Genomic DNA, 25872 nt, shown 5'->3' with positions numbered 1-25872 from the left:
CCGGGAGGCCCCCCCGGCGGAGGCGCCCCCCGCGCCGGAGACCCCGGCCCCCCGGAGGGAGAAGGCCGCCACCGCCCGGGAGGTGGCCGTGCAGACCGCCGCCGTGGCGGCGGAGATCGAGGAGAAGATGGCCACCGGGGAGGACGCCTACCGCTTCCCGCCGGTGACGCTGCTCCACGAGAACCGGGAGGAGAACCATGTGGAGGCCGGGGCGGAGCTGCGGAACAACTCCCGCCGCCTGGCGGAGACCCTCACCAGCTTCGGCGTGGACGCCTCTCCCGGGGACGTGGTCCACGGCCCCGCCGTCACCCGGTACGAGTTTGTGCTGGACCAGGGGGTGAAGCTCTCCAAAATCACCAACCTGGCGGACGACATCGCCCTGGCCCTGGGGGCCACCGGCGTGCGCATCGCCCCCATCCCGGACAAGATCTCCGTGGTGGGCATCGAGGTGCCCAACAAGCAGGTGACGCCGGTGCTGATTCGGGACGTCATCGAGTCCCGGGACTTCACGGAGCACAAGTCCCACGTGGCCTTCGCCCTGGGCCGGGACATCGGCGGGCGGAATGTCATCGGCAACATCGAAAAACTGCCCCACGTGCTCATCGCCGGCACCACCGGCTCCGGCAAGTCCGTGTGCACCAACTCCCTCATCATCAGCCTGCTGTACAAGTCCACCCCGGACGAGGTGCGCTTCATCATGGTGGACCCCAAAATGGTGGAGCTGGCCCCCTACAACGGCATTCCCCACCTGCTGATCCCGGTGGTGACGGACCCGAAGAAGGCCGCCGGCGCCCTCCAGTGGGCGGTGTTTGAGATGATGAAGCGATACAAGACCTTCTCGGAGCACGGGGTGAAGAAGCTGGAGGAGTTCAACCGCTTGGCCCGGGCCACGGAGGGGATGGAGACCCTGCCCGCCGTGGTGGTGGTCATCGACGAGCTGGCGGATTTGATGCTGGTGGCCGCCAAGGAGGTGGAGGAGTCCATCTGCCGGGTGGCCCAGATGGGCCGCGCCGCCGGCGTCCACCTGGTCATCGCCACCCAGCGGCCCTCGGCGGACGTCATCACCGGCCTCATGAAGGCCAACATCCCCAGCCGCATCGCCTTCGCCGTGGCCTCCTCCCTGGAGTCCCGCATCATTTTGGACACCACCGGCGCGGAGAAGCTGGTGGGCAAGGGCGACATGCTGTACGCCCCCCTGGGGGCCGGAAAGCCCACCCGGGTCCAGGGCTGCTTCATCTCCCCGGAGGAGATCGAGGACGTGGTGGCGTGCGTGAAGCAGAGCGGCGAGGCCCAGTACTCCGACGAGGTGATCGCCAAGATCGAGGAGTCCATTCAGGAGAAGGAGAAGGGCGGCAAGGGCGCCTCCGCCGCCTCCGCCGACCCCGGCGAGGACGAGGGAGACGAGCTGCTGCCCGCCGCCGTGGACGTGGTGCTGGAGACGGGGCAGGCCTCCGTGTCCATGCTCCAGCGGCGGCTGAAGCTAGGCTATTCCCGGGCCGCCCGGCTGGTGGACCAGATGGAGGAGCGGGGCATCGTGGGCCCCTTCGAGGGCTCCAAGCCCCGGCAGCTTCTCATCACCCGCGCTCAGTGGCAGGAGCAGCAGATGGGCGGCGCCCCGGACGCCGGCGAACCGCCCTTCCCCGTGGAGGGGGACGAGGGGCTGTGAAAGCTTTCGAAAAAGGAGTGGCTTGCCACTCCTTTTTCGCATATCCCCCTATGAGAAAAACTGTTGACAACTTGAAAAACCATGGTACAATAAGGATACTTTGAATTTGATTTGAGGCAAGGAGGCCACAACCATGAGATTTTCCCGCAAGGTCGAGACGTGCGGACTGTCCCCCGTCCGGAAATTTTACCACTACGAGGTGGCGGCGGAGGCAAAGGGGCTGAACATCCGCCATCTGAACATCGGCCAGCCGGATATTGAGACGCCGGAGGTCTTCTTCGACGCCATCCGGAACTTTGAGGACAAGGTTGTGGCCTATGCGCCGGCCCCCGGCACCCCGGACTTTCTGGAGGCCGCCCGGGACTATTACCGGCGGCTGGGCTGCGACATCACCTGCGACGACATCCTGGCCACCTTCGGCGGCAGCGAGGCGCTCCAGATCATCATGAGCTGCCTGCTGGACGACGGGGACGAGGTGCTGGTGCCGGAGCCCTACTATCCCAATTATGACACCTTTATCCGCATCACCGGCGCCGTGATCCGGCCCATCAAGACCACCCTGGCAGAGGGCTACCACTACGCCGACCGCGCCCGCATCGAGCCCCTCATCAACGAGCGCACCCGGGCCATTCTCATCACCAATCCCGGCAACCCCACCGGCGTGGTGCTCAGCGAGGAGGAGCGGCGGACCCTGGTGGACATTGCCAAGGAGCACCAGCTCTACCTCATCAGCGACGAGGTATACCGGGAGATCGTCTACGGCGGCCGGGCCGTCTCCACCATGCTGAAGTACGCCGACGCGGCGGAGAACATCGTGGTGGTGGACTCCGTGTCCAAGCGGTTCTCCGCCACCGGCGCCCGGGTGGGCGCCCTGGTGTCCCGGAACCGGCGGCTGCTGGAGGAGGCCTCCAAGCTCTGCCAGAGCCGCCTTTGCATCGGCACGCTGGAGCAGGCCGGCGCCGCCGCCATGTACAACCGGCTCAGTTCCGACTATTACGCCGACGTCCTGGCCCAGTACGAGCAGCGCAAGGAGGCCATTGTGGAGGGGCTGTCCCAGATCCCCGGCGTCACCTTCAACTCCCCGGAGGGTGCCTTCTACCTGATGGCCACGCTGCCGGTGGACGACGCGGAGAAATTGCAGTACTTCCTGCTGGAGGAGTTTGACGACCAGGGGGAGACCGTGATGTTCACCCCCGCCGAGGGCTTCTACGAAAACCCCGACGACGGCCGGAACAAGGCCCGGATCGCCTACGTCACAAACCCCGACGACCTGCGCCGGGCGGTGGAGATTTTGGGCCGGGGGATTGCGGCGTACAACGCCAGAAAGGGCTGAGATGGTCCGACATATCGTCATGTGGAAATTCCGCCCCGGCACGGAGGCGGAGCAGGCCGCGTTTCTGGAAGGGCTGCAAGGCTTGCAGGGCGTCATTCCCCAGCTGCTGCGCTGTGAGACGGCGGTGAACGCGGGGCAGGGGAACTACGACGCCGTGCTGGTCAGCGAGTTCGCCAGCTTGGCGGATTTGGAGGCCTACAAGGCGGACCCCCGGCACCAGGCGGTGTCCGCGCTGTGCAAGTCCATCCGGGAGGACCGGGCGGCGGTGGATTACATCTTCTAAAACAAGCCCCGGGAACCCATGGGTTCCCGGGGCTTGCGGCTGCCGGAAGCGTGCCGCAGGCTTTGGTCTGGGAAGGCTGCGGTGCGCCTTTGGCCCGCCGCTTCTCCCCTTGCACGTCGAACGGGGCGTTCCGCCGCCTACGCGCCGCGGCGGAAGAGAGAGTGGTATTTGCCCTCGCCGCGCAGTTTTTTGGATAAGCTGCACAGGCCCCGGAAACCGACTTGGTTTCCGGGGCCTGTGCAAGTTCCCTGGTCAAAAGGGGGAGGGCGGGCCAGCCCACCCGCACCGCTCCAGGTCCACGGTGCCGTCGGCCCGGAAGGACACCCCCTCCGCCTCCAGCAGCGCCCGCTGGGTGCCGGGGGCGTGGACGTCGAAGCAGGCCTTGGTGCCGCCCAGGCGGTCCACCACCCGGTGGCAGGGGACGGAGGCGTCCCGGCACCCAGCCATGGCGTAGCCCACCGTCCGGGCGCACCGGGGCATGCCCGCCAGGCGGGCCACCTGGCCGTAGGTGGCCACTTTCCCGGCGGGAATGCGCCGCACCACGTCGTAAAAGGCCGCAAACACCCGGCCGCTCACCGCTCCCGCACCTCGTACAGGTCCGTCCGCCGGGCGGAGAGGAGGGGGAGCTGGCGCCGCACGGCGTCGATCCGCCCCAGGTCCAGGTCGGCGTACAAAACGGCGGCCTCCGCCCCGGCCCGGCAGAGCACCGTGCCCCAGGGGTCCACCGCCAGGGAGCTGCCGTAGGCCACATAGCCCGCCGTCTCGTCCCGGGCGGGGGAGACGCCCACGGTGAAGCACTGGTTGTCCACCGCCCGCTGGCGGAAGAGCAGCTCCCAGTGGGCGGGGCCGGTGGTCATGTTGAAGGCGGCGGGGACGAAGAGGACCTTGGCCCCCCGGAGGCACATGCACCGGGCTAGCTCCTCAAACCGCAGGTCGAAGCAGACGCACAGCCCCATGGTGCCGAACCGGGTTTCAAAGGTGGTGACGGCGTTTCCGGGGGACAGGGTGTCGGACTCCCGGAAGGACTGGCCGTCCGCCACGTCGATGTCGAAGAGGTGGGCCTTCCGGTGTTTGGCCAGGGTTTCCCCTTGGGGGCCGTAGACGAAGCTGGTGTTGTAGACCCGCCCCTCCGCGAGCTCCGGCAGGGAGCCGGCCACCAGGTAGAGCGCCAGTTCCGCCGCCAGGGCGGAGAGGGTCTGCTGGACGGGGCCGCCCTCCGCCTCGCCGTAGGCGCGGAAGCAGTCGTTTTGGTAGGGGCAGCAGAACATCTCCGGCAGCACCGCCACCTCCGCCCCATGGGCGGCGGCCTCCCGGATGGATCCGCAGGCGGTGCGGAGATTTTCCGCCTTGTCCGCCGTCACGGGCATTTGAATCAGGGCAACGCGCATGGCAATCCCTCCTTGCTGGTGCTATCATACCATGGCCGCCCGCCGAGGGCAACGAAAAAAACTTTGCGGAGCCTGAACGGGATAGGGGATTGACAAACGGGAAAAATGCGTGTATATTGCCCCATAAGAAAAGGGAGTAGCTGGCACAGACACTGTGTATCCGTGGGCGTCAGTACGGGCTGCGGCCCCGCTGCGGATTGAAACGGCGAGACTTTTGTATCAATGCTGGGCATTGACGCAAAAGGCTCGCTTTTTTTGCGTTTTGCCGGAAGGAGAAGGGTATGGAAGACAAGAAAAAAACCTGGCAAAAAAGCAGAGTGGAGCTGCTCCGGGACCTCCAGTGCAGCGGGGAGGGCCTCTCCGCGGCGGAGGCCGCCCGGCGGCTGGAGACCTATGGCCCCAACGAACTGCAGGCGGGCAGGCAGAAGGGCGTGCTGCGGATTTTCCTGGAACAGTTCGCGGACTTCCTGGTGCTCATCCTGATTCTGGCCGCCGCCGTGTCCGCCGTGCTGGGCGACGTGGAGAGCATGTTCGTCATTCTGGCGGTCATCACCATGAACGCGGTGCTGGGCACCGTGCAGACCGTGAAGGCCGCCGCCTCCCTGGACAGCCTGAAGCAGATGTCTGCCCCCACCGCCAAGGTGGTGCGGGACGGGCGGGTGCTTCAGGTGCCGGGGCGGGAGGTGGTGCCCGGGGACGTGGTGGTGCTGGAGGCGGGGGACTCGGTCTGCGCCGACGGCCGCCTGCTGGAGTGCGCCAGCCTGAAATGCGCCGAGAGCGCCCTCACCGGCGAGAGCCTGCCGGTGGAGAAGGCCCTGGGGGAGATTCCGGGGGAGGTCCCACTGGGAGACCGGAGGAACATGGTGTTCTCCGGCAGCTTCGTCACCTACGGCCGGGCCCGGTTTTTGGTCACCGGTACCGGCATGTCCACGGAGATGGGCCGGATCGCTGCCCTGCTGAAGAGCACGGAGGAGAAGAAGACCCCCCTCCAGGTGAGCCTGGACCAGTTCGGCCAGAAGCTCTCCGTGGGCATCCTGATCCTCTGCGCCGCCCTGTTTGCCGTCAGCGTCTTTGTGCGGCAGGAGAACGTGATGAACGCCTTCCTCTTCGCCGTGGCCCTGGCGGTGGCGGCGATTCCGGAGGCGCTCAGCTCCATCGTCACCATCGTCCTCTCCTTTGGCACCCAGAAGATGGCCCGGGAGAACGCCATCATCCGCAAGCTCCAGGCGGTGGAGGGCCTGGGCAGCGTGTCCGTCATCTGCTCCGACAAGACCGGCACCCTGACCCAGAACAAGATGACGGTGAAAAAGCTCTACACCGGCGGGCGGATCATCGCCGCGGAGGCGGCGGACTTCCGCGACCCCGTGCAGGAGCCCCTGCTGCGGACGGCGCTGCTGTGCAGCGACGCCACGGTGAACGAGAGCGGCGAGGTGGGGGACCCCACGGAGACCGCCCTGGTGCGCCTGGGGGAGGACCACGGCTTTGACGAGGAGGCCACCCGGGAGCGCTGGCCCCGCGTGACGGAGATTCCCTTCGACTCCGACCGCAAGCTGATGTCCACCGTCCACCAGCTCTCCGGCGGGCTGATGATGGTCACCAAGGGCGCCGTGGACGTGCTGCTGGACCGGTGCCTCCTCTCCCCCCAGGAGCGGGCGGAGGTGGAGCGGGTCAACGAGCAATTCTCCCGGGAGGGGCTGCGGGTGCTGGCGTTTGCCTGCCGGACGGTGGAGCGCGCCGCCGTCAGCCTGGAGGATGAGAGGGGCCTCACCTTCCTGGGCCTCATCGCCATGATGGACCCGCCCCGGGAGGAGTCCAGAGCCGCGGTGGCGGAGTGCGTCGCCGCGGGCATCCGGCCCATCATGATCACCGGCGACCACCGGGTGACCGCCTCCGCCATCGCCCGGGAGATCGGCATCCTCACCGAGGGCACCCAGGCGGTGGAGGGCAGCGCCATCGACGGCATGAGCGACGAGGAGCTGCGGGCCTTCGTCCCCCAGGTCAGCGTCTACGCCCGGGTGTCCCCGGAGCACAAAATCCGCATTGTCCGGGCCTGGCAGGACCGGGGGAACCTGGTGGCCATGACCGGTGACGGCGTGAACGACGCCCCCGCCCTGAAGCAGGCGGACATCGGCGTGGCCATGGGCGTCACCGGCACGGAGGTGGCCAAGGACGCCGCCGGCATGGTGCTGACGGATGACAACTTCGCCACCATCGTCCAGGCGGTGAAAAACGGGCGGAACGTGTACGCCAACATCAAGCGGGCCATCCAGTTCCTGCTCTCCGGCAACACGGCGGGCATTCTGACAGTGCTGTACGCCTCGCTGATGGGCCTGCCGGTGCCCTTCGCGGCGGTGCACCTGCTGTTCATCAACCTGCTGACGGACTCCCTGCCCGCCATCGCCCTGGGGCTGGAGCCCCACACCGACGCGGTGATGGCGGAGCGGCCCCGGCCCCGGAGCGAGGGGATTCTGACCCGGGAGTTCCTCACCGGCGTGGCGGCGGAGGGCGTGGTCCTCGCCGCGGCCACCATCGCCGCGTTCCACCTGGGCCTCAGCCACGGCGGTGCCGCCGTGGGCAGCACCATGGCCTTTGCCACGCTGTGCCTCTCCCGGCTGTTCCACGGCTTCAACTGCAAGTCCCGGCGCCCGGTGCTGTTCACCCGGCGGTTTTGGAACAACCGCTTTCTCCTGGGGGCCTTCGCCCTGGGGGCGCTGCTGCTGGGGAGCGTGCTGCTGATCCCGGCGCTGGAGCCGCTGTTCCAGGTGGCGGCGCTGTCCGCGCCGCTGGTGGGGGCCGTGGCGGGGCTGTCCTTCGCCTCGCTGCTGGTCATCCAGCTGCTCAAGGCCCTCCGCACCCGGAAGTGATGAAAAAAGGACCGCCCCGGCACAGGCCGGGGCGGTCCTTCTGGCGTCATTGGGGCTTTACCGCCCGCACCAGCAGCATCATGGGCCGGCGCAGCTCGTCGGCCATGCCGGGCAGGGACTGCATCTCTGCGGGCGGCACGGCCTCCTCCACCACGTCCAGGCGGAAGCCGGCTTGCAGCAGGCCCATCAGAATCTGGGTCAGGGTGTGGTGCTGCTTCTCCACCTCCCGGCCCAGAAAGCGGGTGGTCCGGGGGCCGGGGGAGAAGTAGCCGTCCACCGGCCAGTGGAGGATGGCGCCGTCGGGGCCGTAGGCCCAGTCCTGGCCCACTCCGGCGGTGAAGACCGGGTGCTCCATGTTCAAAAGGAACGCCCCGCCGGGGCGGAGGGTTTGGAAGACCCTGCGGAATACCGGCTCCAAGTCCGCCACATAGTGGAGCACCAGGTTGGACACCACGCAGTCCCACCGCCCGGCGGGATAGTCGTAGCCGTCCAGCCCCTGGACCCGGTAGGTGATCCGGGGCGAGGAGTTCCGTGCCTCCGCCTCCCGGATCATCCGCTCGCTGAGGTCGATGCCCAGCACCTCTGCCGCCCCCTGGTCCGCGGCATAGGCGCAGTGCCAGCCGTAGCCGCAGCCCAGGTCCAGCACGGCCTTTCCGGCAAGCGGTGGGAAGAGGGGGCGGAGCTGATGCCACTCCCCCGCCCCGGAGAGACCCTGCCGGCTGCGGGACATCTGGGCATATTCGTCAAAAAACGCGGGATCGTCATAAACGCCGCTCATAGGTTTCCGTCTCCTTGTCCTAGAATCCCCTCTATGATACCACCGTTTGCCGCTTTGCGAAAGGGGGTTTTCTTTTTGGCGGAATGCGGGTATAATGGCAAAAAAGGAGAGATGTGCCATGATCCAATCCACACTCTGTTACCTGGAGCGGGACGGCGCGTACCTGATGCTCCACCGGGTGAAAAAGGCCGACGACCTCAACCGCGACAAATGGATCGGCGTGGGCGGAAAGTTTGAGGAGGGGGAGAGCCCCGAGGACTGCCTCCTCCGGGAGACCTGGGAGGAGACGGGCCTCACGCTGACGGACTACCGCTACCGGGGATTGGTGACCTTCGTCTCCGACCGGGCGGAGACGGAGTACATGCACCTGTTCACCGCCGCCGGCTGGACCGGCACGCCCCACCCCTGCGACGAGGGGGAGCTGCAGTGGATCCAAAAGACGGACCTGCTGGCCCTGCCCCTGTGGGAGGGGGACCGGATTTTCCTGAAGCTGCTGGATACGGACGCCCCCTTCTTCTCCCTGAAGTTGTGCTACCGGGGAGAGCGGCTGGTCCGGGCGGTGCTGAACGGGGAGGCGCTGGCATGAGGGCGGTGCCCCTGTCCGCCGCCCATTTGGAGGGCGTGGCGGCGCTGTGGCGGGAGGCGGCGGTGATCCGCTACACCAACGTCCCCGGCCCCTGCGGCCCGGCGGAGTCCCGGCGGCGGCTGGACCAACTGCTGGCCTGCCAGGCGGGACTGCCCGCACCCACCATCTTCGCCCTGGAGGAGGGCGGTCGCTTTTGCGGGATTGCCGGCTGTCCGCCGGTGGAGACGGGGGTCTTCGGCCTGTTCTACCAGCTCTCCCCCGCCTGCTGGGGGCGGGGACTGGGCCTGCGGGGCGCCTCCCTGGCCCTGGAGGCGCTGGAGCGGCAGTTCCCGGCGCCGGAGGTCCGGGCGGAGGTGGTGGCGGAGAACGCCGCCAGCGTCCACATTCTGGAGCGGCTGGGCTTTTGGCGGACCGGCGTGCGCCCCGGCGCCTTCTGCCGGGAGGGAAGGCTGCTGGATGTCTGGACATATCTGCGCTGCACCGGCGGCGGGAAGGAGAGACCTGTATGAATGGAACCATCCTCTTGTTTGGCTTTGATTCCCTGCTGAACATCCTGGCGCTGGAGTCCGCCGTGGCCCCTTTGGGGGCGGAGGTGGTGCCGGTGTCCCGGGGGGACTACAACAAGCCCCTGGGGGTGCTGGCGGGGCTGGACACGGAGGCCGTGCCGGCGCCGCCCTACGCCGGAGGGACCCTGGGGGGCCGGATGCTGGTGCTGTGCGGGCTGGACAACCAGCTGGAGGGCCTGCTGCCCGCCCTGGGCAAGGCCGGGGCGGGGCCGGAGTGCCTGAAGGCGGTGCTGACCCCCCACAACCGGGGCTGGAACGCGGTGGCGCTGTACGGGGAGCTGCTGCGGGAGCGCCAGGCCATCCAGGACGGCGGAGGACGGCCGTGAGGGTGCTGGTTTCCGCCTGTTTGCTGGGGGTTTGCTGCCGGTACGACGGCGCGGCCAAGCCCCATCCCCTGGCGGCGGCGCTGGCGGAGCGGCACCAGCTGGTGCCGGTGTGCCCGGAGCAGCTGGGGGGATTGCCCCCCCCCCGCCCGCCTGCGGAGCGGCGGGGAGCGCAGGTGGTGACGAGGGACGGAGACGTGACGGAGGCCTACCGCCGGGGGTCGGAGGAGGCCTGGAAGCTGTGCGCCCTGCTGGGCTGCCGGGCGGCGGTTTTGAAGGAGCGCAGCCCCTCCTGCGGCCGCGGCGCCGTGTACGACGGCACGTTTTCCGGCGCGCTGACGGCGGGGGACGGCGTGACGGCGGCCCTGCTGGCGGAGCGGGGCATTCCGGTGTACGGGGAGTCCCAAATCGAAGAGCTGCTGAAATGACGGGGCGCGGCCCCGTCATTTTCGACAAAAAGCGGCGGTTTTTCTCTCTGCCTGTCATGAAAATGCCACATTGCAATCCCGGGGGGCTTTCTGTATAATAGGTCAAAATAACGAGAGGAGGGGACCGGGATGCTGTTTGAAATGGGGCGCGCCAGCGGGATCGCGGGGACCTCTTATTCTTATTTTTCCATTCCCAGCGGGACCGGCCTTCGTGCCGGTATTTTTTTTGCCTGTGTGTGATTTTTGAGAGGAGAGATGTTATGAAAGAGACGACTTCCGCCGCCCGGCCCATCCGGGACGCCCGGACCCTGGGCACACCCAAAATGCTGATCCTGGGTCTTCAGCACATGTTCGCCATGTTCGGCGCCACGGTGCTGGTGCCGATTCTGGTGAACACCTACGGCCTGCCCCTGAGCATTCAGACCACGCTGTTCTTCGCCGGCATCGGCACCCTGTTCTTCCACGCCTGCACGAAGCTGAAGGTGCCCGCCTTCCTGGGCTCCTCCTTCGCCTTCCTGGGCGGCTTCGCCGCCATGGGCGCCATGGACAGCGGGATCTATGCCGCCATGAGCGGCGGGGAAAAGCTCCAGTACGCCTGCGGCGGCATCGTGGTGGCGGGGCTGCTGTACGTGGTGCTGGCGGGCGTCATCAAGGTGGTGGGCGTCCACAAAGTGATGCACTTCCTGCCCCCGGTGGTCACCGGCCCCATCATCATCCTCATCGGCCTGAACCTGGCCCCCTCCGCTGTCTCCAACGCCTCCACATGCTGGTGGCTGGCCCTGGTGGCCATGGCCATCATCGTGGTGGCCAACATCTGGGGCAAGGGCATGGTGAAGATCATCCCCATCCTCCTGGGCGTGGTGGGGTCCTATGTGGTGGCTCTGCTTGCCGGGATGGTGGACTTCTCCGGCCTGGTGGGCACCACGCTGCTGGGCGGTACCAACCCCATCCTGGGCGGCCAGCCCTTCCTCACCGACTTCACCGGCAGCGTCGCCAAGTTCGACATCTCCGCCATTCTGGTGATGGCCCCCATCGCCGTCGCCTCCATGATGGAGCACATCGGCGACATGTCCGCCATCTCCGCCACGGTGGGGGAGAACTTCATTGAGGAGCCGGGCCTCCACCGGACCCTGATGGGCGACGGCGTGGCCACCGCCATGGCGGGATTGTTCGGCGGCCCCGCCAACACCACTTACGGCGAGAACACCGGCGTGCTGGTGCTCTCCCGGGTGCACGATCCCCGGGTGGTGCGGCTGGCCGCCGTCTACGCGGTGATCCTGTCCTTCTCTCCGGCCTTCGCCTATGTGGTGAACACCATTCCCGCGGCCATCATCGGCGGCGTCAGCTTCATCCTCTACGGCATGATCTCCGCCATCGGCGTGCGCAACGTGGTGGAAAACCAGGTGGACTTCACCAACAGCCGCAACCTCATCATTGCCGCCGTCATCCTGGTGTGCGGCCTGGGCTTCACCGGCGGGCTGACCTTCCAGGTGGCCGGGGCCTCCATCACCCTCACCTCCCTGGCCATCGCCGCCATTGCGGGCATCGTGCTCAACGCCATTCTGCCCGGCAACGACTTCCAGTTCGGCCAGAGCGCAGGCGCCGACACCGCCGCCTCCCTGGGCCGGTATTGAGTTCCTTCCCTCGCCGCCCCCACCGCCCGCTCCAGAGGAGCGGGCGGTTTACTTTTCCGGGGAAACGTGGTATGCTCAACACCGAAGAAAGGGGGGCGGACCATGAGCCGTGAGATTGTATTGGAGCTGCTGCGGGCGGAGGAGGGGGCCTACCTCTCCGGCGAGGAGTTGAGCCGCCGCCTGGGGCTCAGCCGCACCGCGGTGTGGAAGGCGGTGGACGGCCTGCGCCGGGAGGGCTACGCCATCGAGGCCCGCACGGGCCTGGGCTACCGCCTCACCGCCGTGCCGGACGCCCTGACGGAGGTGGAGATCCGCAGCTTCCTGGGAGCGGTGGAGACCGTGGGGCGGGAGCTGCGCTGCTTCGAGGAGCTGGACTCCACCAACACCCGGGCCAAGCAGCTGGCCCTGGAGGGGGCGGCGGACGGCACCGTGGTCATCGCCAACAGCCAGACCGCCGGGCGGGGCCGGATGGAGCGATCCTTCCAGTCCCCCCGGGACAAGGGCATCTATTTAACGGCGCTGCTGCGGCCGGACCTGCCGGTGGAGCGGCTGCTGCCAGTGACGGCCATGGCGGGCGTGGCGCTGTGCGACGCGGTGGAGCGGGTGTGCGGCGTCCGTCCGGGGCTGAAGTGGCCCAACGACCCGGTGCTGAACGGCCGGAAGCTCTGCGGCATTTTGACGGAGCTCTCTCTGGAGGGGGAGTCGGGACGATTGCAGTATCTGGTGCTGGGCATCGGCGTCAACGTGCTGCACGGCGCGGCGGACTTCGCCCCGGAGGTGGTGGAGGTGGCCACCTCCCTGGCCCTGGCTCTGGGCCGGCCCGTGTCCCGCCCGGCGCTGGCCGCGGCGCTCATCGAGGCGCTGGACCGGCTGTACGGGGCGCTGCGGAGCGGGGAGACCGCGTCCTATCTGGCCGCCTACCGGCGGGACTGCGTGAACCTGGGCCGCACTGTCCAGCTCCTGTCCGCCGGGGGCAGGGAGACGGCGGAGGCCGTGGACATCGACCGGGACTTCGGACTGGTGGTGCGGGACGGGAGCGGGGCGCTGCGGACCGTCCGCTCCGGCGAGGTGTCCGTCCGGGGGCTGTACGGCTACGCGGAGTGAGCCGCGGGAGGGGAGCCGCCCGGCGGTAAAGGGAGGCTCCGATCCCCGCCGCCGGGAGACAGCGACCCGCCGCGGAGAGCAGGACAAGTTTTAGCAGTGTGGAAAACATGCGACGGCATGCGGGCTGTTGACGGCGGTGTACGGCCTCTCGCACTCAGCAAAAAGGGCTCCCATGCGGTTTGCCCAAGCAGATGGGAAAGGCGGAAGATGTGCGCCTTCGGCGGATAAGGCGTACAGCTTAAAGGAGAGAGCGATGGAAGATCTATTAAAAGAGGAAACCTATAGTTTTGTCAGTCCTAGTGACAAGAAATTTATAATAGCCTTTGACGCTGAAATGGATAGGCTGGGATATACCAGCAACCAGACAATTGGGGACGGATATTGTTGGGGGCGGAAAATGATAATCTACACGAAGGCAGGTGTGAAAAGCAAAAAATCATACGCCCGGATTTATCTACGGGAGAATGACCTTATTCTTCGCATGTACTTTAGCAGTGTGGACAAGCAGCGACAGGCCATTGAACAGGCCCCGGACTATATTCAGCAAGCCTTTACAGGCGATTACGGGGCCTGTAAGCATTGCCATAATATGAAAGAGGACAGTTCATGCAGCCACAGGAAAAGTTATACCATTCATGGGAAACAATATGAATTCTGTGACGGTTTTGCTTTTTGGTTTTTTTCTCCCGACCTTGCAAGAATACCAGAATATATCAAGCTGTTTCTCGCCTTTTATCCTGAAAAGAGGAAAAAGTGATAGGTGCGTCTTATTGGTATCAGGCGTCCGGACGACTTCCGGTTGATCGGGAGATGGCAAAGCCGGCGGCGCCGGCCAACGGTCAAGAGTAACGGTGCATTTCATACGCCGTCGGCCATCTCACCTGCCTTTGCTGGGAGCCCACCAGGCGGGAAGAGTGAAACGGTTTCTCCGCACACCTTGCCGAAATTCGCAAATCCGGAGAACGATCATGCGCATCGCCATCCCAACAGGCACCCACCCCGCTTTTGCGGGGTGGGTGCCTGTTTTAGCCACGCCCCAAGGCCTCCCGGCAGGACATGGCGGCGGGCCTTCTCCTTTTGCGCCCCGGCCTCCGGCGGAAAAACAGGGGAAAGCGTGAATTTCCTGAAAATTCGACGCGCCGCTATTGACGGGCACGGGAAAAGCCGATATTATGTAAATTGTAAAATCAGGAGAGACCAGGAGGACTGTCATGGCTATGAAACGCTGCCCCATCTGTGGGGAGAGATACTCCGATACCTATAAAGAGTGCCCCTTCTGCGAGGAGGAGGCCGCCTTTCAGGAGGGAGAGAAGCTGCGCCGGGCCAACCGGGGCGGTCGCCGGAGCGCCGGAAAGCAGTCGGTGAATCTCATCACCCCCACGCTGGTGGTGCTGATTCTCATCATGGCGGGACTGCTGGTGTACCTCCTCTGGGGTGACAAGATCGCAGAGAAGTTCCGGGGAGAGGAGCCGCCTCCCATTGGCGACGTGACCCCGGGGCAGACCGGCAGCCCGGCGGACGACGACCCGGCGGGGCCGACCGATCCGGTGGATCCGGCCGGTCCGGACGACCAGGAGCCCGGCGGCACCATGCCCGAGGATACCCCGCCGGAGGCGGATACGCCCACTGGCGGAGGGACGGACTATGAGACGGCGGCCAAGCTGCCCGACGGCCTGACCCTCAGTACCACGGACTTCACGTTGAAGAACCTGGGCGAGAGCCACACCATCACCGTCTCCGGCGGCAGCGGAAGCTACACCTGGATCAGCGAGGACGACGGCATCGCCTCGGTGGACAGCTCCGGCAAGGTCATCGCCGTCTCCGGCGGCACCGCCCGGGTGCTGGTCACCGACGGCAGCAAGAAGGGCGTGTGCATCGTGCGGGTCAGCGCGTCGGGCAGCCTGCCCACGGCGCCCGCCGTCACCGGCGGGGACAGCGGCTCCGGCGGCGCCCACACCCTGAACCGGGAGGACATGACCCTCCACGTGGGGGAGAAATTCCAGTTGAAGCTGACGGGTGTCACCACCGCCCTGACCTGGAGCAGCTCCAACGCCGGCGTCGCCACGGTAGACGGCAGCGGCAACGTCACCGCCGTCGCCCCCGGCAACGCCACGGTCACCGTCTCCTGGGACGGCGCGTCCATGTCCTGCATTGTCCGCGTGAAGTGATCTATGAGTCAGCGCCCCGGACGCGGCCGCGTCCGGGGCGCTCTTTGATGGGAGGAACATCCAATGGAATACCGGGAGCTCAAGGAGCGGCCCGCGGCGCTGATCGATGCCCTGGCCGCGGTGTGGGAGGCCTCCGTCACCGCCACCCACCGCTTTCTCACACCTGAGGAGATCCGGCGCATCGGCGCCTACGTCCCGGAGGCGCTGCGGGCGGTGCCCCATCTGGCGGCGGCCTTTGACGAGACCGGCGCGCCTGCGGCCTTTCTGGGCGTGGAGGGGGACAAGCTGGAGATGCTGTTTGTCCATCCGTCGGCCCGGGGCGGCGGCGTGGGGAAGGCCCTGGTCTGTATGGCGGTGCGCCGCTGGGGCGTCCGCCGGGTCTGCGTGAACGAGCAGAATCCCCAGGCAGCGGGCTTTTACGCCCATTTGGGCTTTGTGGCCTGCGGCCGGTCGGACCGGGACGAGCAGGGCGGACCCTATCCGCTGCTGCACATGCGGCTGCCGGAGGGGACGGCGTAAGGCGGTTCACCGCCGGACCGGCTATTTTAAGGGGGATTTCGTTGCGTTTTTGCGGAAATCGTGGTATCCTATACCATGATTGATCTCAAAACAAGGAGCATGGATATGACGACCCGTGAATTTCAGGAAAAGTCCGCGCTGCAGATTTTCTTGTCCTATTTCCGGCCCCACCGGCGGCTGTTTGCCATGGATCTGGGCTGCGCCCTGCTGATCTCCCTCATCGACCTGGCGTTCCCCTACGTCTCCCGCTGGTGCATGTATGAGCTGCTGCCAAGAAGCGCCTATCAGACCTTTTTCGCCGTGATGGGGGTGGTGTTCGCCGCCTTCGCCCTGCGGGCGGTGCTGACCTATGTCATCGGCTACTGGGGCCACACCTTCGGCATTCTGGTGGAGGCGGACATCCGCCGGGACCTGTTCCGCCACATGCAGGAGCTGAGCTTCGACTACTTTGACCGCAACCGCACCGGCCAGCTGATGAGCCGCCTCACCGCCGACCTCTTTGACATCACGGAGCTGGCCCACCACGGCCCGGAGGACATCTTCATCTCCGGCGTCACCATTCTGGGCTCCATGATGATCATGTTCACCATCCAGTGGCGGCTGGCCCTGGTCATCGCCGTCATCCTGCCCGTCTTCTTCCTGGTGGTGTGGGCCTGCCGCCGCTCCATGAGCGAGGCCTCCGCCCGGGTGAAGCAGCGCACCGCCGTCATCAACGCGGACATTGAGTCGGGCCTCTCCGGCATCCGCACCGCCAAGGCCTTTGCCAACGAGGCGGCGGAGCTGCGGAAGTTCGAGCAGTCCAACGACAGCTACAAGACCTCCAAGCGCCAGTTCCACAAGGCCATGGGCCGGTTCAACGCGGTGATGGAGTTCTTTTTGTGCATCCTCTCCGCGGCGGTCATCGCCGCCGGCGGCGCCCTCATCATGGCGGGGAAGATGGACACCGTGGACCTCATCACCTTCAGCCTCTATATCACCACGTTTGTGAATCCCGTCCGCAAGCTCTCCACCTTTGCCGAGCTCTTTGCCAACGGCACCGCCGGCCTGGGCCGGTTCATCCAGCTGATGCGGGAGGAGCCCGCCATGCAGGACGCCCCCGGCGCCCAGGCCCTGGAGCGGGTGGAGGGCCGCATCGACGTGGACCACGTGAGCTTTGCCTACCAGGATGACCTGGCGGTGCTCCACGACGTGGACCTCCACATCCGCCCGGGGGAGACCGTGGCGGTGGTGGGACCCTCCGGCGGCGGAAAGTCCACCCTCTGCCAGCTGATTCCCCGGTTTTACGACGTCACCGGCGGCGCCGTCCGCATCGACGGGCTGGACGTCCGGGAGGTCACCCAGGAGTCCCTGCGGCAGAACGTGGGGGTGGTGCAGCAGGAGGTGTTCCTCTTTGCCGCCAGCATTCTGGAGAACATCCGCTACGGCCGTCCCAACGCCACGGAGGAGGAAGTGGCCCGGGCGGCCCGGCTGGCGGAGATTTACGACGACATCGTGGCCATGCCCGACGGGTTTGACACCTACGTGGGGGAGCGTGGCACGCTCCTCTCCGGCGGGCAGAAGCAGCGGATTTCCATCGCCCGCATCTTTTTGAAGGATCCCCCGGTGCTGATTCTGGACGAGGCCACCTCCGCCCTGGACAGCGTGACGGAGGCCCGGCTGCAGGAGACCTTTGAAAAGCTCTCCCGGGGCCGCACCACCATCATCATCGCCCACCGGCTCTCCACCGTCCGCAACGCCGACCGCATTGCCGTGGTGGAGGAGGGCCGCATCGCGGAGCTGGGCAGCCACGAGGAGCTGATGGCCCGGGACGGGGCCTATGCCGCCCTGGTCCGGACCCAGGAGCTGCGCCATGGATAAGGGCAGGCTGTTGGACCGGGTGGGAGCCGTGGGGGAGGAGCGGATGCTCCTGGCCCGGGTGCTGGACCGGGCGGCCCAGGCGGAGAGCCGGGGCAGCCCCGCCGCCACGGACTTTCTCAGCCCCCAGCAGCAGAGCCTGGCGCTGGACCTGCTGCGCCTGAACGGGACGGCGGAGGGCCGGTACGTCCTCCTGGGCGGCTACCAGGGGGCGGAGCGGAAGCTGCTGCTGTTTCTGCCGGACTGGCTGGAGGCGGAGGACGCGGAGGCCTACAGCCCTATCCGCTGCCTGCGGGCGGCCTTCCGGGCCGAGTACGGCCTGACCCACCGGGATCTGCTGGGCAGCCTCATGGGCATGGGCATCGTCCGGGAGAAGGTGGGGGATATCCTGGTGGGGCCGGACAGCGCGGATTTGCTGGTGGCGGACACGGTGGCGGAGTTCCTATTGCAGAGCTGGGACACCGCCGGCCGGGCGAAGCTGGCGCTGCGCGCCGTGGACGCCGAAGACATCCGCGTTCCCCAGGTGCAGTGCCGGGAGGTGCGGGACACCGTGTCCTCCCTGCGGCTGGACGCCGTGGTTTCCGCGGGCTTTCAGATGGCCCGGGGCAAGGCGGCGGACCTCATCGCCGGAGGCCACGTCCAGGTGAACTGGCGGGAGTGCGTCAAGCCGGACAAGCTCCTCGCGGCGGGGGACACCGTCTCCGCCCGGGGTTTTGGGAAAATGGAACTGGCGGAGGTGGGCGGCGTCACCCGGAAGGGGCGCACGTCCATTGTGCTGAAGCGGTATGTTTGAGGGGCGCCGGAGCGGGGACACCGCAGGTGCCTGGAAGCATGGGACCTGGCGCCTGCGCGGGAGCGCCCGGGCGCCGGAGAGGAGAGGGACATGGAGCAAAAGCAGATTGAGCGCCTCAACGCGCTGGCCCGGAAGGCCAAGACCCCCGAGGGCCTGACGGAAGAGGAGACGGCGGAGCGGGCCGCATTGCGCCGGGCGTATATCGACGCCGTGGTGGGCAGCCTCCAGGGCCAGCTGGACCACACCTATCTGGTGGACGAGCAGGGCGAGAAACACAAGCTGAAAAAGAAGGGGGAGTGAGGGGTGGCCACCAAGCAGAAAAAGAACGACGACTGGTTCCCCTGGGCGCTGATTGTGTTTTTCTTTGTGGTCGACGCCTGGCCGGTGGCGCTGATCCTGCTGTTTTTCAAGCTCTTCGGCAGCGACGAAAAGAAGCGGCGGACGGCGCCGCCTCTGGAGACCGCCGGGGCGCCCCGGACGGCCCGCGCCGCCGCGCCCGCCAACCGGGCAGCGAAGGCGGTGAAGAAGGTCACCCGCTCCCCGGCAGCCAAGAAGTCCAACGCCAAGCTTCTGAAAGCTACGGGTGCGGTGTTGGCTGTGGCCGGGATCTGGATGGCCGTGAATGTGGGGCTCTGGCTGCCGGAGCTGCTGCAGTGGCTTGCCCTGGCCGCTGCCGGCGGGGCCATGCTGTACAGCGGCGTCAACATGGACCGCCAGCTCAAGCGCTACGCCAAGTATCTGGCGGTGATGGGAGACCGGGAGGCCATCTCCGTGGAGGAGCTGGCCCGGACCCTGGGCTACTCTGAAAAGCGGGTGGAGCGGGATTTGCAGAGGATGATCGACAAGGGGTACTTCGGCGGACAGGCCTATCTGAACGTGGAGCTGGGCTATCTTCTGCGCAGCGGCCAGGCCGACGAGCTGCTGAAAAAGCGGCGGGCGGCGGCCCGGGAGCCGGTTCGGGAGGCGGAACAGGCCCCGCCGGAGGCGGAGACGGGCTACTCCGGCATTCTGCGGAACATCCGCCGGACCAACGACCGCATCGCGGACCCGGCCCTCTCCGCCAAGATCGACCGGCTGGAGGACATCACCGCCCGCATTTTCCGGGCGGTGGAGGAGGACCCCAAAAAGCGGGGACGGATTGACACCTTCTTGAACTACTACCTGCCTACCACCCAGAAGCTGCTGGACTCCTACGCCCAGTTTGAGGCCGCCGGGGTGGAGGGGGAGAACCTGCGCCAGGCGAAAAGCCGCATCGAGGCCACCATGGACGCCATCATCCAGGGGTTCGAGCACCAGCTGGACGAGCTGTACAAGGCGGACGTGCTGGACGTGGACAGCGACATCCGGGTGATGGAGACCATGCTCCGGCGGGACACCGCCTCTGTGGAGCGGGACTTCGGCCTGGGCACCGCCGTCCAGGAGCAGGAGGAGTGAGCCGGTTTTCAGGCGGAATCCAGCGGCAGGCGGCGGGCCTGCCGCTGTTTTTTCGGACCTGTCATCCCGCAGCAGGAAAAGTCAGGACAGCTGCCGCCAGAGGGGATAGAATGAAGTCCTGCGGAAGGAGGAGTGGAGATGGACTGGGCAGCGGGGATTCAGCGGGCGCTGGATTACACGGAGGCGCATCTGATGGAGGAGATCGACTGCGCGGCAGTGGCAAGCCGGGCCTGCTCGTCGGCGTTTCATTTTCAGCGGATTTTCAGCGTGGTGTGCGGGGTTTCCCTGGGGGAGTATATCCGGCTGCGCCGTCTCACGCTGGCCGCTGAGGACCTGATCCGAACCCGGGAGAAGGTCATCGACATCGCGCTGAAATACGGCTACGACACCCCGGAGAGCTTTTCCCGGGCGTTCGCCCGGTTCCACGGGATTTCCCCCACGGAGGCGCGGCGGGGCGAGACGGTGAAGTCCTTCTCCAGATTGTCCGTAAGATTGATGGTATCAGGAGGCAGTACAATGGAGTACAGAATTGAGAGGCGGGAGGCGTTCCAGGTGATTTGCAGACGGAAGCGGATTGCCGGGCCCCAGGGGGAGAGCGCGGAGCCGGACATCGCCGCCCTCTGGCGCCGGTGCGGCGAGGACGGCACCATCGAGGCGCTGTGCCGGTACGGGCGGTTCGACCGTCTGGGGGGCATTCTGGGCATCTCTTTTTCGGAGGAGATGGTGCCCGCCGGGTTCCCCTACGGCATCGGCGCGGAGTACGGCGGATTGCCGGTGGAGGACGAGCGGCTGGAGCTGGTGGACATTCCCGCCCACACCTACGCCGTCTTCCCCTGCCGGGGGAAGATGCCCGAGGTCTTCCAGAGCACCTACCGGCGGATCTGCACGGAGTTCTTCCCCCAGAGCAACTACGCCTACGGAAACGGCGTGGAGCTGGAGGTCTACCCCTCGGCGGAGGTACAGAACCCGGCCTACGCCTGTGAGATCTGGGTGGCGGTGACGGAGAAGGCGTAAGGGGCTCCGGCCCCAGCGAGGCAGGGCCGCCCGTCCGAATGGACGGGCGGCCCTCTTTTTTCCGCCGCTCTTGCGTGAGACTGGCGCGCTGGGGTATACTGGGGACATCATCAAAAAGAGGGAGTGGACCCCATGGCTGTATTGGACCATCTGGAACCGAAGAGCGTGTTCCGATTCTTTGAGGCGCTTTGCGCCATCCCCCACGGCTCCCGGAACACCCGGGCCGTCAGCGACTGGTGCGTGGCCTTTGCCAAAGAGCGGGGGCTGGAGCACTACCAGGACGCGGCCAACAACGTCATCCTCATCAAAGAGGCCTCCCCCGGCTACGAGGCCGCCCCCGCCGTCATTCTCCAGGGGCATCTGGACATGGTGTGCGAAAAGGCCCCCGGCGTGACCAAGGACATGGAGCGGGAGGGGCTGGACCTGGCAGTGGAGGGGGACGGCGTCTACGCCAGAGGCACCACCCTGGGCGGGGACGACGGCATCGCCGCCGCCATGGCCCTGGCGGTGCTGGACGACGGCGCCCTGCCCCATCCCCGGCTGGAGGTGGTGCTGACCACCGAGGAGGAGATCGGGATGCTGGGCGCGGCGGCCCTGGACGTCTCCCCGCTGCGGGGGCGGCAGCTCATCAACCTGGACTCCGAGGAGGAGGGGGTGTTTACCGTGGGCTGCGCGGGGGGCAGCATGGTGCGCTGCGCCCTGCCCCTGGTGCGGGAGGCCTTTGCCGGGCAGGTCCTGCGCGTGGAGGTCGGCGGCCTCGCCGGGGGCCACTCCGGCGCGGAGATTCACAAGGGCCTGGGGAACGCGGACATGCTGCTGGGCCGGGTGCTGCGGGCCATGGCGGGGGCCGGGGAGCTGCGGCTGCTGTCCGCCCGGGGTGGGCTGAAGGACAACGCCATCCCCACGGCGGCGGAGGCGCTGGTGTCCGTGGCGGACGGGCCGGCGGCCACGGCCGCGGCGGAGTCCCTGGCCGCCGCCCTGCAAAGGGAGTACGCCGCCACGGAGCCGGGCCTTTGGGTGACGGTGGCGGCGGCGGAGGCGTCGGGGATGCCGGCGGACCGCGGGACCACCGCCCGGGCCCTGTGCCTGCTGGCCTGCGCCCCCAACGGCGTCCAGGACATGAGCCGGGACATCCCCGGCATGGTGCAGACCTCCCTGAATCTGGGGGTGCTGCAAACGGCGGGGGACACGCTGGAGGCCACCTTCTGCGTCCGCAGCTCCGTGGCCTCCCAAAAGGTCATGCTCCACGACCGCCTCCGCTGCCTGACGGAGCAGTTGGGCGGGACGGTGGACATCTCCGGCGACTACCCCGCCTGGGAGTACCGCCGCGTCTCCCCCCTGCGGGAGCGGATGGCGGCGGTGTTCCGGGCCCAGTACGGCCGGGAGCCGAGGGTGGAGGCCATCCACGCCGGTGTGGAGTGCGGCATCCTCTGCGGGAAGCTGCCGGAGCTGGACTGCGTGTCCGTGGGGCCGGATTTGACGGAGATCCACACGCCCCGGGAGCGGATGAGCATTGCCTCCGTGCAGCGGGTCTGGGCATTTTTGCTGGAGGTGCTGCGGGAGAGCCGGTAAGCGCAAAAATAAGCGGCCGCCCCACGGGGCGGCCGCTTGTTTTTGCGGAGCGTCACTCCTCCGCGTCCCGGAAGTCCACGTCCACCGCGTCATGGAGGTCGCCGGGGCGGGGGTCCGCCCGCTTCAGCGCCCGGTCCACCTGCCACGTCACGTAAAAATCGCTGACGCCGTCGTACACCAGGAAGAGGCCGATGATCCGCACCACGGTGGTGAAGGCGTCGAAGGGGTCGAAGACCAGTACGGCGCCCAGGACCAGGGAGACCAGGCCCAGCACCAGGGCCGCCATCCATCGGGAGGCCCCCAGGCGGTGCAGGGTGGCGGCGTCCTTCAGGTTGCCGCCGCCGTGGATGCAGATCAGCACGCCGATGATCCGGGGGATCACCACGGCGATCAGCGTGGGCCGGGCTATCAGCCAGATGCCCACCGCCGCCAGCACCACCCCCAAGAGCAGGTGGCCGCCGGCGTAGAGGCTGCCGTCCCGCCGGCGCAGGAACACGGCGATGTCCCCCAGGCCGCAGACCGTCAGCACCACGCCCAGGGCCGTGCACAGCAGCTGGGTGGAGGGGGCGGGCCAGATCAGCAGCACCAGCCCCAGCAGGGTGTACAGGGCGGCGGAGAGAAGGGCGTTGACTTTGAAGCGATGCAAAAGACTGTTCATCCAATCACCTGTTTTTCATCAAGGATACCTCTAGTATACGCCTTTTTCTCCATTTGTGAAGGGTCAATACCGCCGCTCCAGAAGGCGGTAAACCAGCAGGCCGGACACGTATTGGAAAAGGACGTAGGCGGAGAGCACCAGCACCGTCAGGCGGTAGTGCTCCCGGGCGTCTCCCGCGATCCCCAGAAGGGAGAACAGGACGATGCCCCCGCAGCCCGCCACCATGCTCAGAAGGTAGGCGTAGTGAGCGGAGCGGCTGCGCAGCATCGCCTTCCGCTCATCCCGCAGATCAATCTGCTCCTCCTCCAGCCGCTCTTGGTAGGCCGCCGCGTTCTCCGGGCGGCTCCACTTGCGGTATTTGAACAGCTGCGCGATTCCGGGGGCCCAAAAGGCGCCGGTGAAGCCCCAGAGAAGGCTGGTCAGGGACGTCTGGGGCAGAAGAAGGGCCAGGGCCAACAGCAAAAGCCCCATTGCCGTCAGACCGACGCCGGTCCAGAGATCACGTTTTTTCATCACACCCACTCCTCTCATGCAGAAAAATTTCCTCGATGGCAAGGCCGAAAAAATCGGCAATGGTAAAGGCCAGGTCCAAAGAGGGGTTGTACTTTCCGGTCTCGATGGCGCTGACCGTCTGCCGGGAGACCCGGATGGCCCTGGCAAAGGCCTCCTGGTTCAGCCCCCGGTCCCTGCGCAGCTGCTCCACGCGGTTTTCCATGTACTCCCGCCTTTCGTAAAGGTTCCTTTACATAAAGGATAGCAGACCCTGGGGGAAATGTCAAGGGTCCTTTACAAAAAATCTGGTTTTGGCCTTGCATTTTGGGAGAGGCCGTGGTATGATGAACATCTGAAAATCATTCTCAAATTGAAGGAGACGGAGCGCATTGAAGAAATTGCTGTTGCTGCTGCTGTGCTGCGGCCTGCTGCTGACGGGCTGCGGGCGGCGGGAGGCGGAGGCGCCGGAGACGGAGGGGCTGCGGATCGTGGCCACGGTGTTCCCGGCCTACGATTTTGCCCGGGCTGCCGCCGGAGAGTGGGGAGAGGTGACGCTGCTGCTGCCGCCGGGGACGGAGAGCCACTCCTATGAGCCCACCCCCGCCGACATTCTGGCGGTACAGGACTGCGACCTCTTCCTCTACCTGGGAGGGGAGTCCGACGCCTGGGTGGACACCATTCTCGGCGCTGTGGAGCGGCAGGGGGACACCCTGCGGATGATCGACTGTGTGGATCTGCTGGAGGAGGAGACAGTGGCGGGGATGCAGGCGGGCCCCGGCCATGACCACGAGGAGGACCACGGCCCCGGGGCGGTGGTGGAGATGGATGAGCACGTGTGGACCGCGCCTCGGAACGCCGCCGCCATCACCCGGGCCATCGGGGAGCGGCTGGGACGGCTGGACGGCGCCCACGCCGGGGACTACGCCGCGGCGGCGGAGGCCTATGCCGGGGAGATCGAGGCGCTGGACGGGGAGTTTGCCGCCTTTTTTGCCCAGCGGCCGGACCGGACCATCGTCTTCGGCGACCGGTTCCCCCTGCGGTATTTTGCAGAGGAGTACGGCCTGGACTACTACGCCGCCTTCCCCGGATGCAGCACCCAGACGGAGCCCTCGGCGGCCACGGTGGCCTTTTTGACGGACAAGGTCCGCCGGGAGCACATCCCCACCGTGTGGTACATTGAGTTTTCCAACCACCTGGTGGCGGACAGCATCGCGGAGGCCGCCGGGGCGAAGACCGCCCAGTTCCACACCTGCCACAACGTCTCCAAGGCGGAGATGGACGGCGGGGCCACCTATGTCAGCTTGATGCGAAGCAATTTGGAGGCCCTGCGGGAGAATCTGTAGGAAAAGAGGGGAGGGCCATGTGGCTGGCCTATGCGGCGGGCTCGGCCCTGCTGGCGGGCGCCACGGCGGTGCTGGCCAAGTGCGGCATCCGGCGGACGGACTCCACGGTGGCCACGGCCATCCGCACCGTGGTGGTGCTGGCCTGCGCCTGGGGGATGACGGTCGTCACCGGCTCCCACCGGATGCTGAGCGGCCTGGACGAGCGGACGCTGGTGCTGTTGGCGCTCAGCGGCCTTGCCACCGGGGGGAGCTGGCTGTGCTATTTCCGGGCCCTCCAATTGGGGCCCATTCATCAGGTGGCGGCGGTGGACAAGTCCAGCGTCATCGTGACGGTGGTGCTGGCCTGGTTGCTGCTGGGGGAGCCGGTGTCGCCGGGGAAGGCGGCGGGGCTTGCGGTGATGGGGGCCGGTACCTGGCTGATGGTCTGGGAGAGGGGGCGGGCCTTCGGCCGGCCGGGGCCGTGGCTGGCGTACGCCGCCGGGTCGGCCCTGTTCGCCGCCCTCACCGCCATCCTGGGCAAACTGGGCATGGCGGGGGTGGAGTCCAACCTGGGCACCGCTCTGCGGACCGCGGTGGTGCTGGTGCTGGCCTGGGGCATGGTGTTCCTCACCGGCAAGCAGCACACCCTCCGGGCAATTCCGCCGGGGGAGCTGGGCTTCCTCTGCCTCAGCGGCCTTGCCACCGGAGGGAGCTGGCTGTGCTACTACCGGGCCCTGCAGGAGGGGCCCGCCAGCGTGGTGGTGCCGGTGGACAAACTGAGCATTCTGGTGACGGTGGCCTTCTCCGCCCTGGTACTCCACGAGCGTCTGGAGCGGCGGGGCGCCGTGGGCTTGGCCCTGGTGACGGCGGGAACGCTGCTGATGCTGCTTTGAGACAGGAAAAACGACCGCCAAAGGCGGTCGTTTTTCTTCGGGGTTCCGATGTCCGGGGGGGCGATCCGGGGCCGGGCGCAGCCCCTGGCCGGTGCCGGCGGCGGAGCCGGTGATCACGGCGGCCTTTCCCACGGGAGGAAGCAGAGGCTCCGGTCATCCGGCTTCCCCGTCAAAGGCGGGCGCCGCCCGCCCCCTCGCAG

The 25872-nt window shown here is 67.0% G+C and carries 27 protein-coding genes; 21 read left to right on the top strand and 6 right to left on the bottom strand.

Annotated features, from left to right (window positions below; all coding sequences use genetic code 11):
- The 3 genes from QZS21_RS08955 to QZS21_RS08945 form a co-directional block, all read left to right on the top strand.
- Window positions 1-1666: DNA translocase FtsK (locus QZS21_RS08955; protein ID WP_295582533.1), on the top strand; the 1666-nt coding region annotated here is incomplete at its 5' end.
- A 133-nt stretch (window positions 1667-1799) separates the two neighbouring features.
- Complete coding sequence (locus QZS21_RS08950; RefSeq protein WP_295582531.1) at window positions 1800-2999, top strand: pyridoxal phosphate-dependent aminotransferase; 1200 nt, start codon at window positions 1800-1802, stop codon at window positions 2997-2999.
- Between the two features lies 1 nt (window position 3000).
- The gene (locus tag QZS21_RS08945) at window positions 3001-3282 is read left to right on the top strand and encodes a Dabb family protein (RefSeq protein WP_295582529.1); all 282 of its coding nucleotides are present in this window, start codon (window positions 3001-3003) and stop codon (window positions 3280-3282) included.
- Between the two features lie 252 nt (window positions 3283-3534).
- Here the strand turns inward: QZS21_RS08945 and QZS21_RS08940 are convergent, their stop codons facing one another.
- Together QZS21_RS08940 and QZS21_RS08935 are read right to left on the bottom strand one after the other, a co-directional pair.
- Window positions 3535-3858: an MGMT family protein gene (locus QZS21_RS08940; protein ID WP_295582527.1), complete on the bottom strand. Its 324-nt coding sequence runs from the start codon at window positions 3856-3858 to the stop codon at window positions 3535-3537.
- Window positions 3855-4670, bottom strand: a complete 816-nt coding sequence (locus tag QZS21_RS08935) for a carbon-nitrogen hydrolase family protein (RefSeq protein ID WP_295582526.1) — start codon at window positions 4668-4670, stop codon at window positions 3855-3857. The genes QZS21_RS08940 and QZS21_RS08935 overlap by 4 nt, the downstream gene beginning before the upstream one ends.
- Window positions 4671-4951: 281 nt before the next feature.
- Here QZS21_RS08935 and QZS21_RS08930 point away from each other — a divergent pair, with 281 nt between their 5' ends.
- Window positions 4952-7534 (top strand): cation-translocating P-type ATPase, encoded by a 2583-nt coding sequence (locus tag QZS21_RS08930; protein WP_295582523.1) that lies wholly within the window; start codon window positions 4952-4954, stop codon window positions 7532-7534.
- A 46-nt stretch (window positions 7535-7580) separates the two neighbouring features.
- Here QZS21_RS08930 and QZS21_RS08925 read toward each other — a convergent pair whose 3' ends face one another.
- Entirely contained in the window at window positions 7581-8312 is a 732-nt protein-coding gene (locus tag QZS21_RS08925) for a bifunctional 2-polyprenyl-6-hydroxyphenol methylase/3-demethylubiquinol 3-O-methyltransferase UbiG (protein WP_295582521.1), read from the bottom strand.
- 118 nt (window positions 8313-8430) lie between these two features.
- Here QZS21_RS08925 and QZS21_RS08920 point away from each other — a divergent pair, with 118 nt between their 5' ends.
- The 15 genes from QZS21_RS08920 to QZS21_RS08850 all read left to right on the top strand — a co-directional run bounded on the left by QZS21_RS08920 (window position 8431) and on the right by QZS21_RS08850 (window position 22307).
- Window positions 8431-8898: an 8-oxo-dGTP diphosphatase gene (locus tag QZS21_RS08920; protein WP_295582519.1), complete on the top strand. Its 468-nt coding sequence runs from the start codon at window positions 8431-8433 to the stop codon at window positions 8896-8898.
- Entirely contained in the window at window positions 8895-9407 is a 513-nt protein-coding gene (locus QZS21_RS08915; RefSeq protein WP_295582517.1) for a GNAT family N-acetyltransferase, read from the top strand. Before QZS21_RS08920 ends, QZS21_RS08915 begins: the two co-directional genes overlap by 4 nt.
- On the top strand, window positions 9404-9790 hold the full coding sequence (locus QZS21_RS08910; RefSeq protein ID WP_295582514.1) for a DUF3783 domain-containing protein: 387 nt from the start codon (window positions 9404-9406) through the stop codon (window positions 9788-9790). Before QZS21_RS08915 ends, QZS21_RS08910 begins: the two co-directional genes overlap by 4 nt.
- Window positions 9787-10215 (top strand): DUF523 domain-containing protein, encoded by a 429-nt coding sequence (locus QZS21_RS08905; protein ID WP_295582512.1) that lies wholly within the window; start codon window positions 9787-9789, stop codon window positions 10213-10215. Before QZS21_RS08910 ends, QZS21_RS08905 begins: the two co-directional genes overlap by 4 nt.
- Before the next feature lie 260 nt (window positions 10216-10475).
- Window positions 10476-11849, top strand: coding sequence for a uracil-xanthine permease family protein (locus tag QZS21_RS08900; RefSeq protein ID WP_295582510.1), 1374 nt, complete (start codon window positions 10476-10478; stop codon window positions 11847-11849).
- 102 nt (window positions 11850-11951) lie between these two features.
- Window positions 11952-12953, top strand: coding sequence for a biotin--[acetyl-CoA-carboxylase] ligase (locus tag QZS21_RS08895; protein ID WP_295582508.1), 1002 nt, complete (start codon window positions 11952-11954; stop codon window positions 12951-12953).
- Window positions 12954-13206: 253 nt separating this feature from the next.
- Window positions 13207-13710 (top strand): hypothetical protein, encoded by a 504-nt coding sequence (locus QZS21_RS08890; protein WP_295582506.1) that lies wholly within the window; start codon window positions 13207-13209, stop codon window positions 13708-13710.
- Window positions 13711-14164: 454 nt separating this feature from the next.
- Entirely contained in the window at window positions 14165-15121 is a 957-nt protein-coding gene (locus tag QZS21_RS08885) for an Ig-like domain-containing protein (RefSeq protein ID WP_295582504.1), read from the top strand.
- A 63-nt stretch (window positions 15122-15184) separates the two neighbouring features.
- Complete coding sequence (locus tag QZS21_RS08880; protein ID WP_295582501.1) at window positions 15185-15640, top strand: GNAT family N-acetyltransferase; 456 nt, start codon at window positions 15185-15187, stop codon at window positions 15638-15640.
- A 105-nt stretch (window positions 15641-15745) separates the two neighbouring features.
- Window positions 15746-17497: an ABC transporter ATP-binding protein gene (locus tag QZS21_RS08875; protein ID WP_295582499.1), complete on the top strand. Its 1752-nt coding sequence runs from the start codon at window positions 15746-15748 to the stop codon at window positions 17495-17497.
- Entirely contained in the window at window positions 17490-18287 is a 798-nt protein-coding gene (locus QZS21_RS08870) for an RNA-binding protein (protein ID WP_295582497.1), read from the top strand. The genes QZS21_RS08875 and QZS21_RS08870 overlap by 8 nt, the downstream gene beginning before the upstream one ends.
- A gap of 90 nt (window positions 18288-18377) precedes the next feature.
- Window positions 18378-18587 carry a DUF896 domain-containing protein gene (locus tag QZS21_RS08865; RefSeq protein ID WP_295582495.1) on the top strand — a complete coding sequence of 70 codons (210 nt, stop codon included), beginning with the start codon at window positions 18378-18380 and terminating at the stop codon, window positions 18585-18587.
- A 3-nt stretch (window positions 18588-18590) separates the two neighbouring features.
- Complete coding sequence (locus tag QZS21_RS08860) at window positions 18591-19721, top strand: 5-bromo-4-chloroindolyl phosphate hydrolysis family protein (RefSeq protein ID WP_295582493.1); 1131 nt, start codon at window positions 18591-18593, stop codon at window positions 19719-19721.
- 138 nt (window positions 19722-19859) lie between these two features.
- Entirely contained in the window at window positions 19860-20735 is an 876-nt protein-coding gene (locus QZS21_RS08855; protein ID WP_295582491.1) for an AraC family transcriptional regulator, read from the top strand.
- A gap of 132 nt (window positions 20736-20867) precedes the next feature.
- A complete protein-coding gene (locus tag QZS21_RS08850) occupies window positions 20868-22307 on the top strand; it encodes an aminoacyl-histidine dipeptidase (protein WP_295582489.1) in 1440 nt (479 codons plus the stop codon).
- 52 nt (window positions 22308-22359) lie between these two features.
- On the opposite strand, the gene QZS21_RS08845 is transcribed toward QZS21_RS08850, so the two are convergent.
- The 3 genes from QZS21_RS08845 to QZS21_RS08835 form a co-directional block, all read right to left on the bottom strand.
- Window positions 22360-22965 (bottom strand): HdeD family acid-resistance protein, encoded by a 606-nt coding sequence (locus QZS21_RS08845; protein WP_295582487.1) that lies wholly within the window; start codon window positions 22963-22965, stop codon window positions 22360-22362.
- A 63-nt stretch (window positions 22966-23028) separates the two neighbouring features.
- Complete coding sequence (locus QZS21_RS08840; protein WP_295582485.1) at window positions 23029-23478, bottom strand: hypothetical protein; 450 nt, start codon at window positions 23476-23478, stop codon at window positions 23029-23031.
- Window positions 23465-23680 carry a helix-turn-helix transcriptional regulator gene (locus tag QZS21_RS08835; RefSeq protein ID WP_295582483.1) on the bottom strand — a complete coding sequence of 72 codons (216 nt, stop codon included), beginning with the start codon at window positions 23678-23680 and terminating at the stop codon, window positions 23465-23467. The genes QZS21_RS08840 and QZS21_RS08835 overlap by 14 nt, the downstream gene beginning before the upstream one ends.
- Window positions 23681-23846: 166 nt before the next feature.
- Between QZS21_RS08835 and QZS21_RS08830 the strand changes: the two genes are divergently transcribed.
- A complete protein-coding gene (locus QZS21_RS08830) occupies window positions 23847-24800 on the top strand; it encodes a metal ABC transporter substrate-binding protein (RefSeq protein WP_295582481.1) in 954 nt (317 codons plus the stop codon).
- A 17-nt stretch (window positions 24801-24817) separates the two neighbouring features.
- Window positions 24818-25672, top strand: coding sequence for an EamA family transporter (locus tag QZS21_RS08825; protein ID WP_295582478.1), 855 nt, complete (start codon window positions 24818-24820; stop codon window positions 25670-25672).
- Window positions 25673-25872: the final 200 nt, after the last annotated feature.

Source organism: uncultured Oscillibacter sp., from assembly GCF_900544955.1.
Taxonomy (GTDB): domain Bacteria; phylum Bacillota; class Clostridia; order Oscillospirales; family Oscillospiraceae; genus Oscillibacter.
This window is presented reverse-complemented; position numbering and strand designations above follow the sequence as displayed.

Bases quoted from the DNA above. Each gene is read 5' to 3' on its own strand.
- QZS21_RS08950 (WP_295582531.1), top strand. From the start codon at position 1,800: ATGAGATTTTCCCGCAAGGTCGAGACGTGCGGACTGTCCCCCGTCCGG.
- QZS21_RS08945 (WP_295582529.1), top strand. From the start codon at position 3,001: ATGGTCCGACATATCGTCATGTGGAAATTCCGCCCCGGCACGGAGGCG.
- QZS21_RS08935 (WP_295582526.1), bottom strand. From the start codon at position 4,670: ATGCGCGTTGCCCTGATTCAAATGCCCGTGACGGCGGACAAGGCGGAA.
- QZS21_RS08930 (WP_295582523.1), top strand. From the start codon at position 4,952: ATGGAAGACAAGAAAAAAACCTGGCAAAAAAGCAGAGTGGAGCTGCTC.
- QZS21_RS08925 (WP_295582521.1), bottom strand. From the start codon at position 8,312: ATGAGCGGCGTTTATGACGATCCCGCGTTTTTTGACGAATATGCCCAG.
- QZS21_RS08920 (WP_295582519.1), top strand. From the start codon at position 8,431: ATGATCCAATCCACACTCTGTTACCTGGAGCGGGACGGCGCGTACCTG.
- QZS21_RS08915 (WP_295582517.1), top strand. From the start codon at position 8,895: ATGAGGGCGGTGCCCCTGTCCGCCGCCCATTTGGAGGGCGTGGCGGCG.
- QZS21_RS08910 (WP_295582514.1), top strand. From the start codon at position 9,404: ATGAATGGAACCATCCTCTTGTTTGGCTTTGATTCCCTGCTGAACATC.
- QZS21_RS08900 (WP_295582510.1), top strand. From the start codon at position 10,476: ATGAAAGAGACGACTTCCGCCGCCCGGCCCATCCGGGACGCCCGGACC.
- QZS21_RS08895 (WP_295582508.1), top strand. From the start codon at position 11,952: ATGAGCCGTGAGATTGTATTGGAGCTGCTGCGGGCGGAGGAGGGGGCC.
- QZS21_RS08890 (WP_295582506.1), top strand. From the start codon at position 13,207: ATGGAAGATCTATTAAAAGAGGAAACCTATAGTTTTGTCAGTCCTAGT.
- QZS21_RS08885 (WP_295582504.1), top strand. From the start codon at position 14,165: ATGGCTATGAAACGCTGCCCCATCTGTGGGGAGAGATACTCCGATACC.
- QZS21_RS08880 (WP_295582501.1), top strand. From the start codon at position 15,185: ATGGAATACCGGGAGCTCAAGGAGCGGCCCGCGGCGCTGATCGATGCC.
- QZS21_RS08875 (WP_295582499.1), top strand. From the start codon at position 15,746: ATGACGACCCGTGAATTTCAGGAAAAGTCCGCGCTGCAGATTTTCTTG.
- QZS21_RS08870 (WP_295582497.1), top strand. From the start codon at position 17,490: ATGGATAAGGGCAGGCTGTTGGACCGGGTGGGAGCCGTGGGGGAGGAG.
- QZS21_RS08865 (WP_295582495.1), top strand. From the start codon at position 18,378: ATGGAGCAAAAGCAGATTGAGCGCCTCAACGCGCTGGCCCGGAAGGCC.
- QZS21_RS08855 (WP_295582491.1), top strand. From the start codon at position 19,860: ATGGACTGGGCAGCGGGGATTCAGCGGGCGCTGGATTACACGGAGGCG.
- QZS21_RS08850 (WP_295582489.1), top strand. From the start codon at position 20,868: ATGGCTGTATTGGACCATCTGGAACCGAAGAGCGTGTTCCGATTCTTT.
- QZS21_RS08845 (WP_295582487.1), bottom strand. From the start codon at position 22,965: ATGAACAGTCTTTTGCATCGCTTCAAAGTCAACGCCCTTCTCTCCGCC.
- QZS21_RS08840 (WP_295582485.1), bottom strand. From the start codon at position 23,478: ATGAAAAAACGTGATCTCTGGACCGGCGTCGGTCTGACGGCAATGGGG.
- QZS21_RS08835 (WP_295582483.1), bottom strand. From the start codon at position 23,680: ATGGAAAACCGCGTGGAGCAGCTGCGCAGGGACCGGGGGCTGAACCAG.
- QZS21_RS08825 (WP_295582478.1), top strand. From the start codon at position 24,818: ATGTGGCTGGCCTATGCGGCGGGCTCGGCCCTGCTGGCGGGCGCCACG.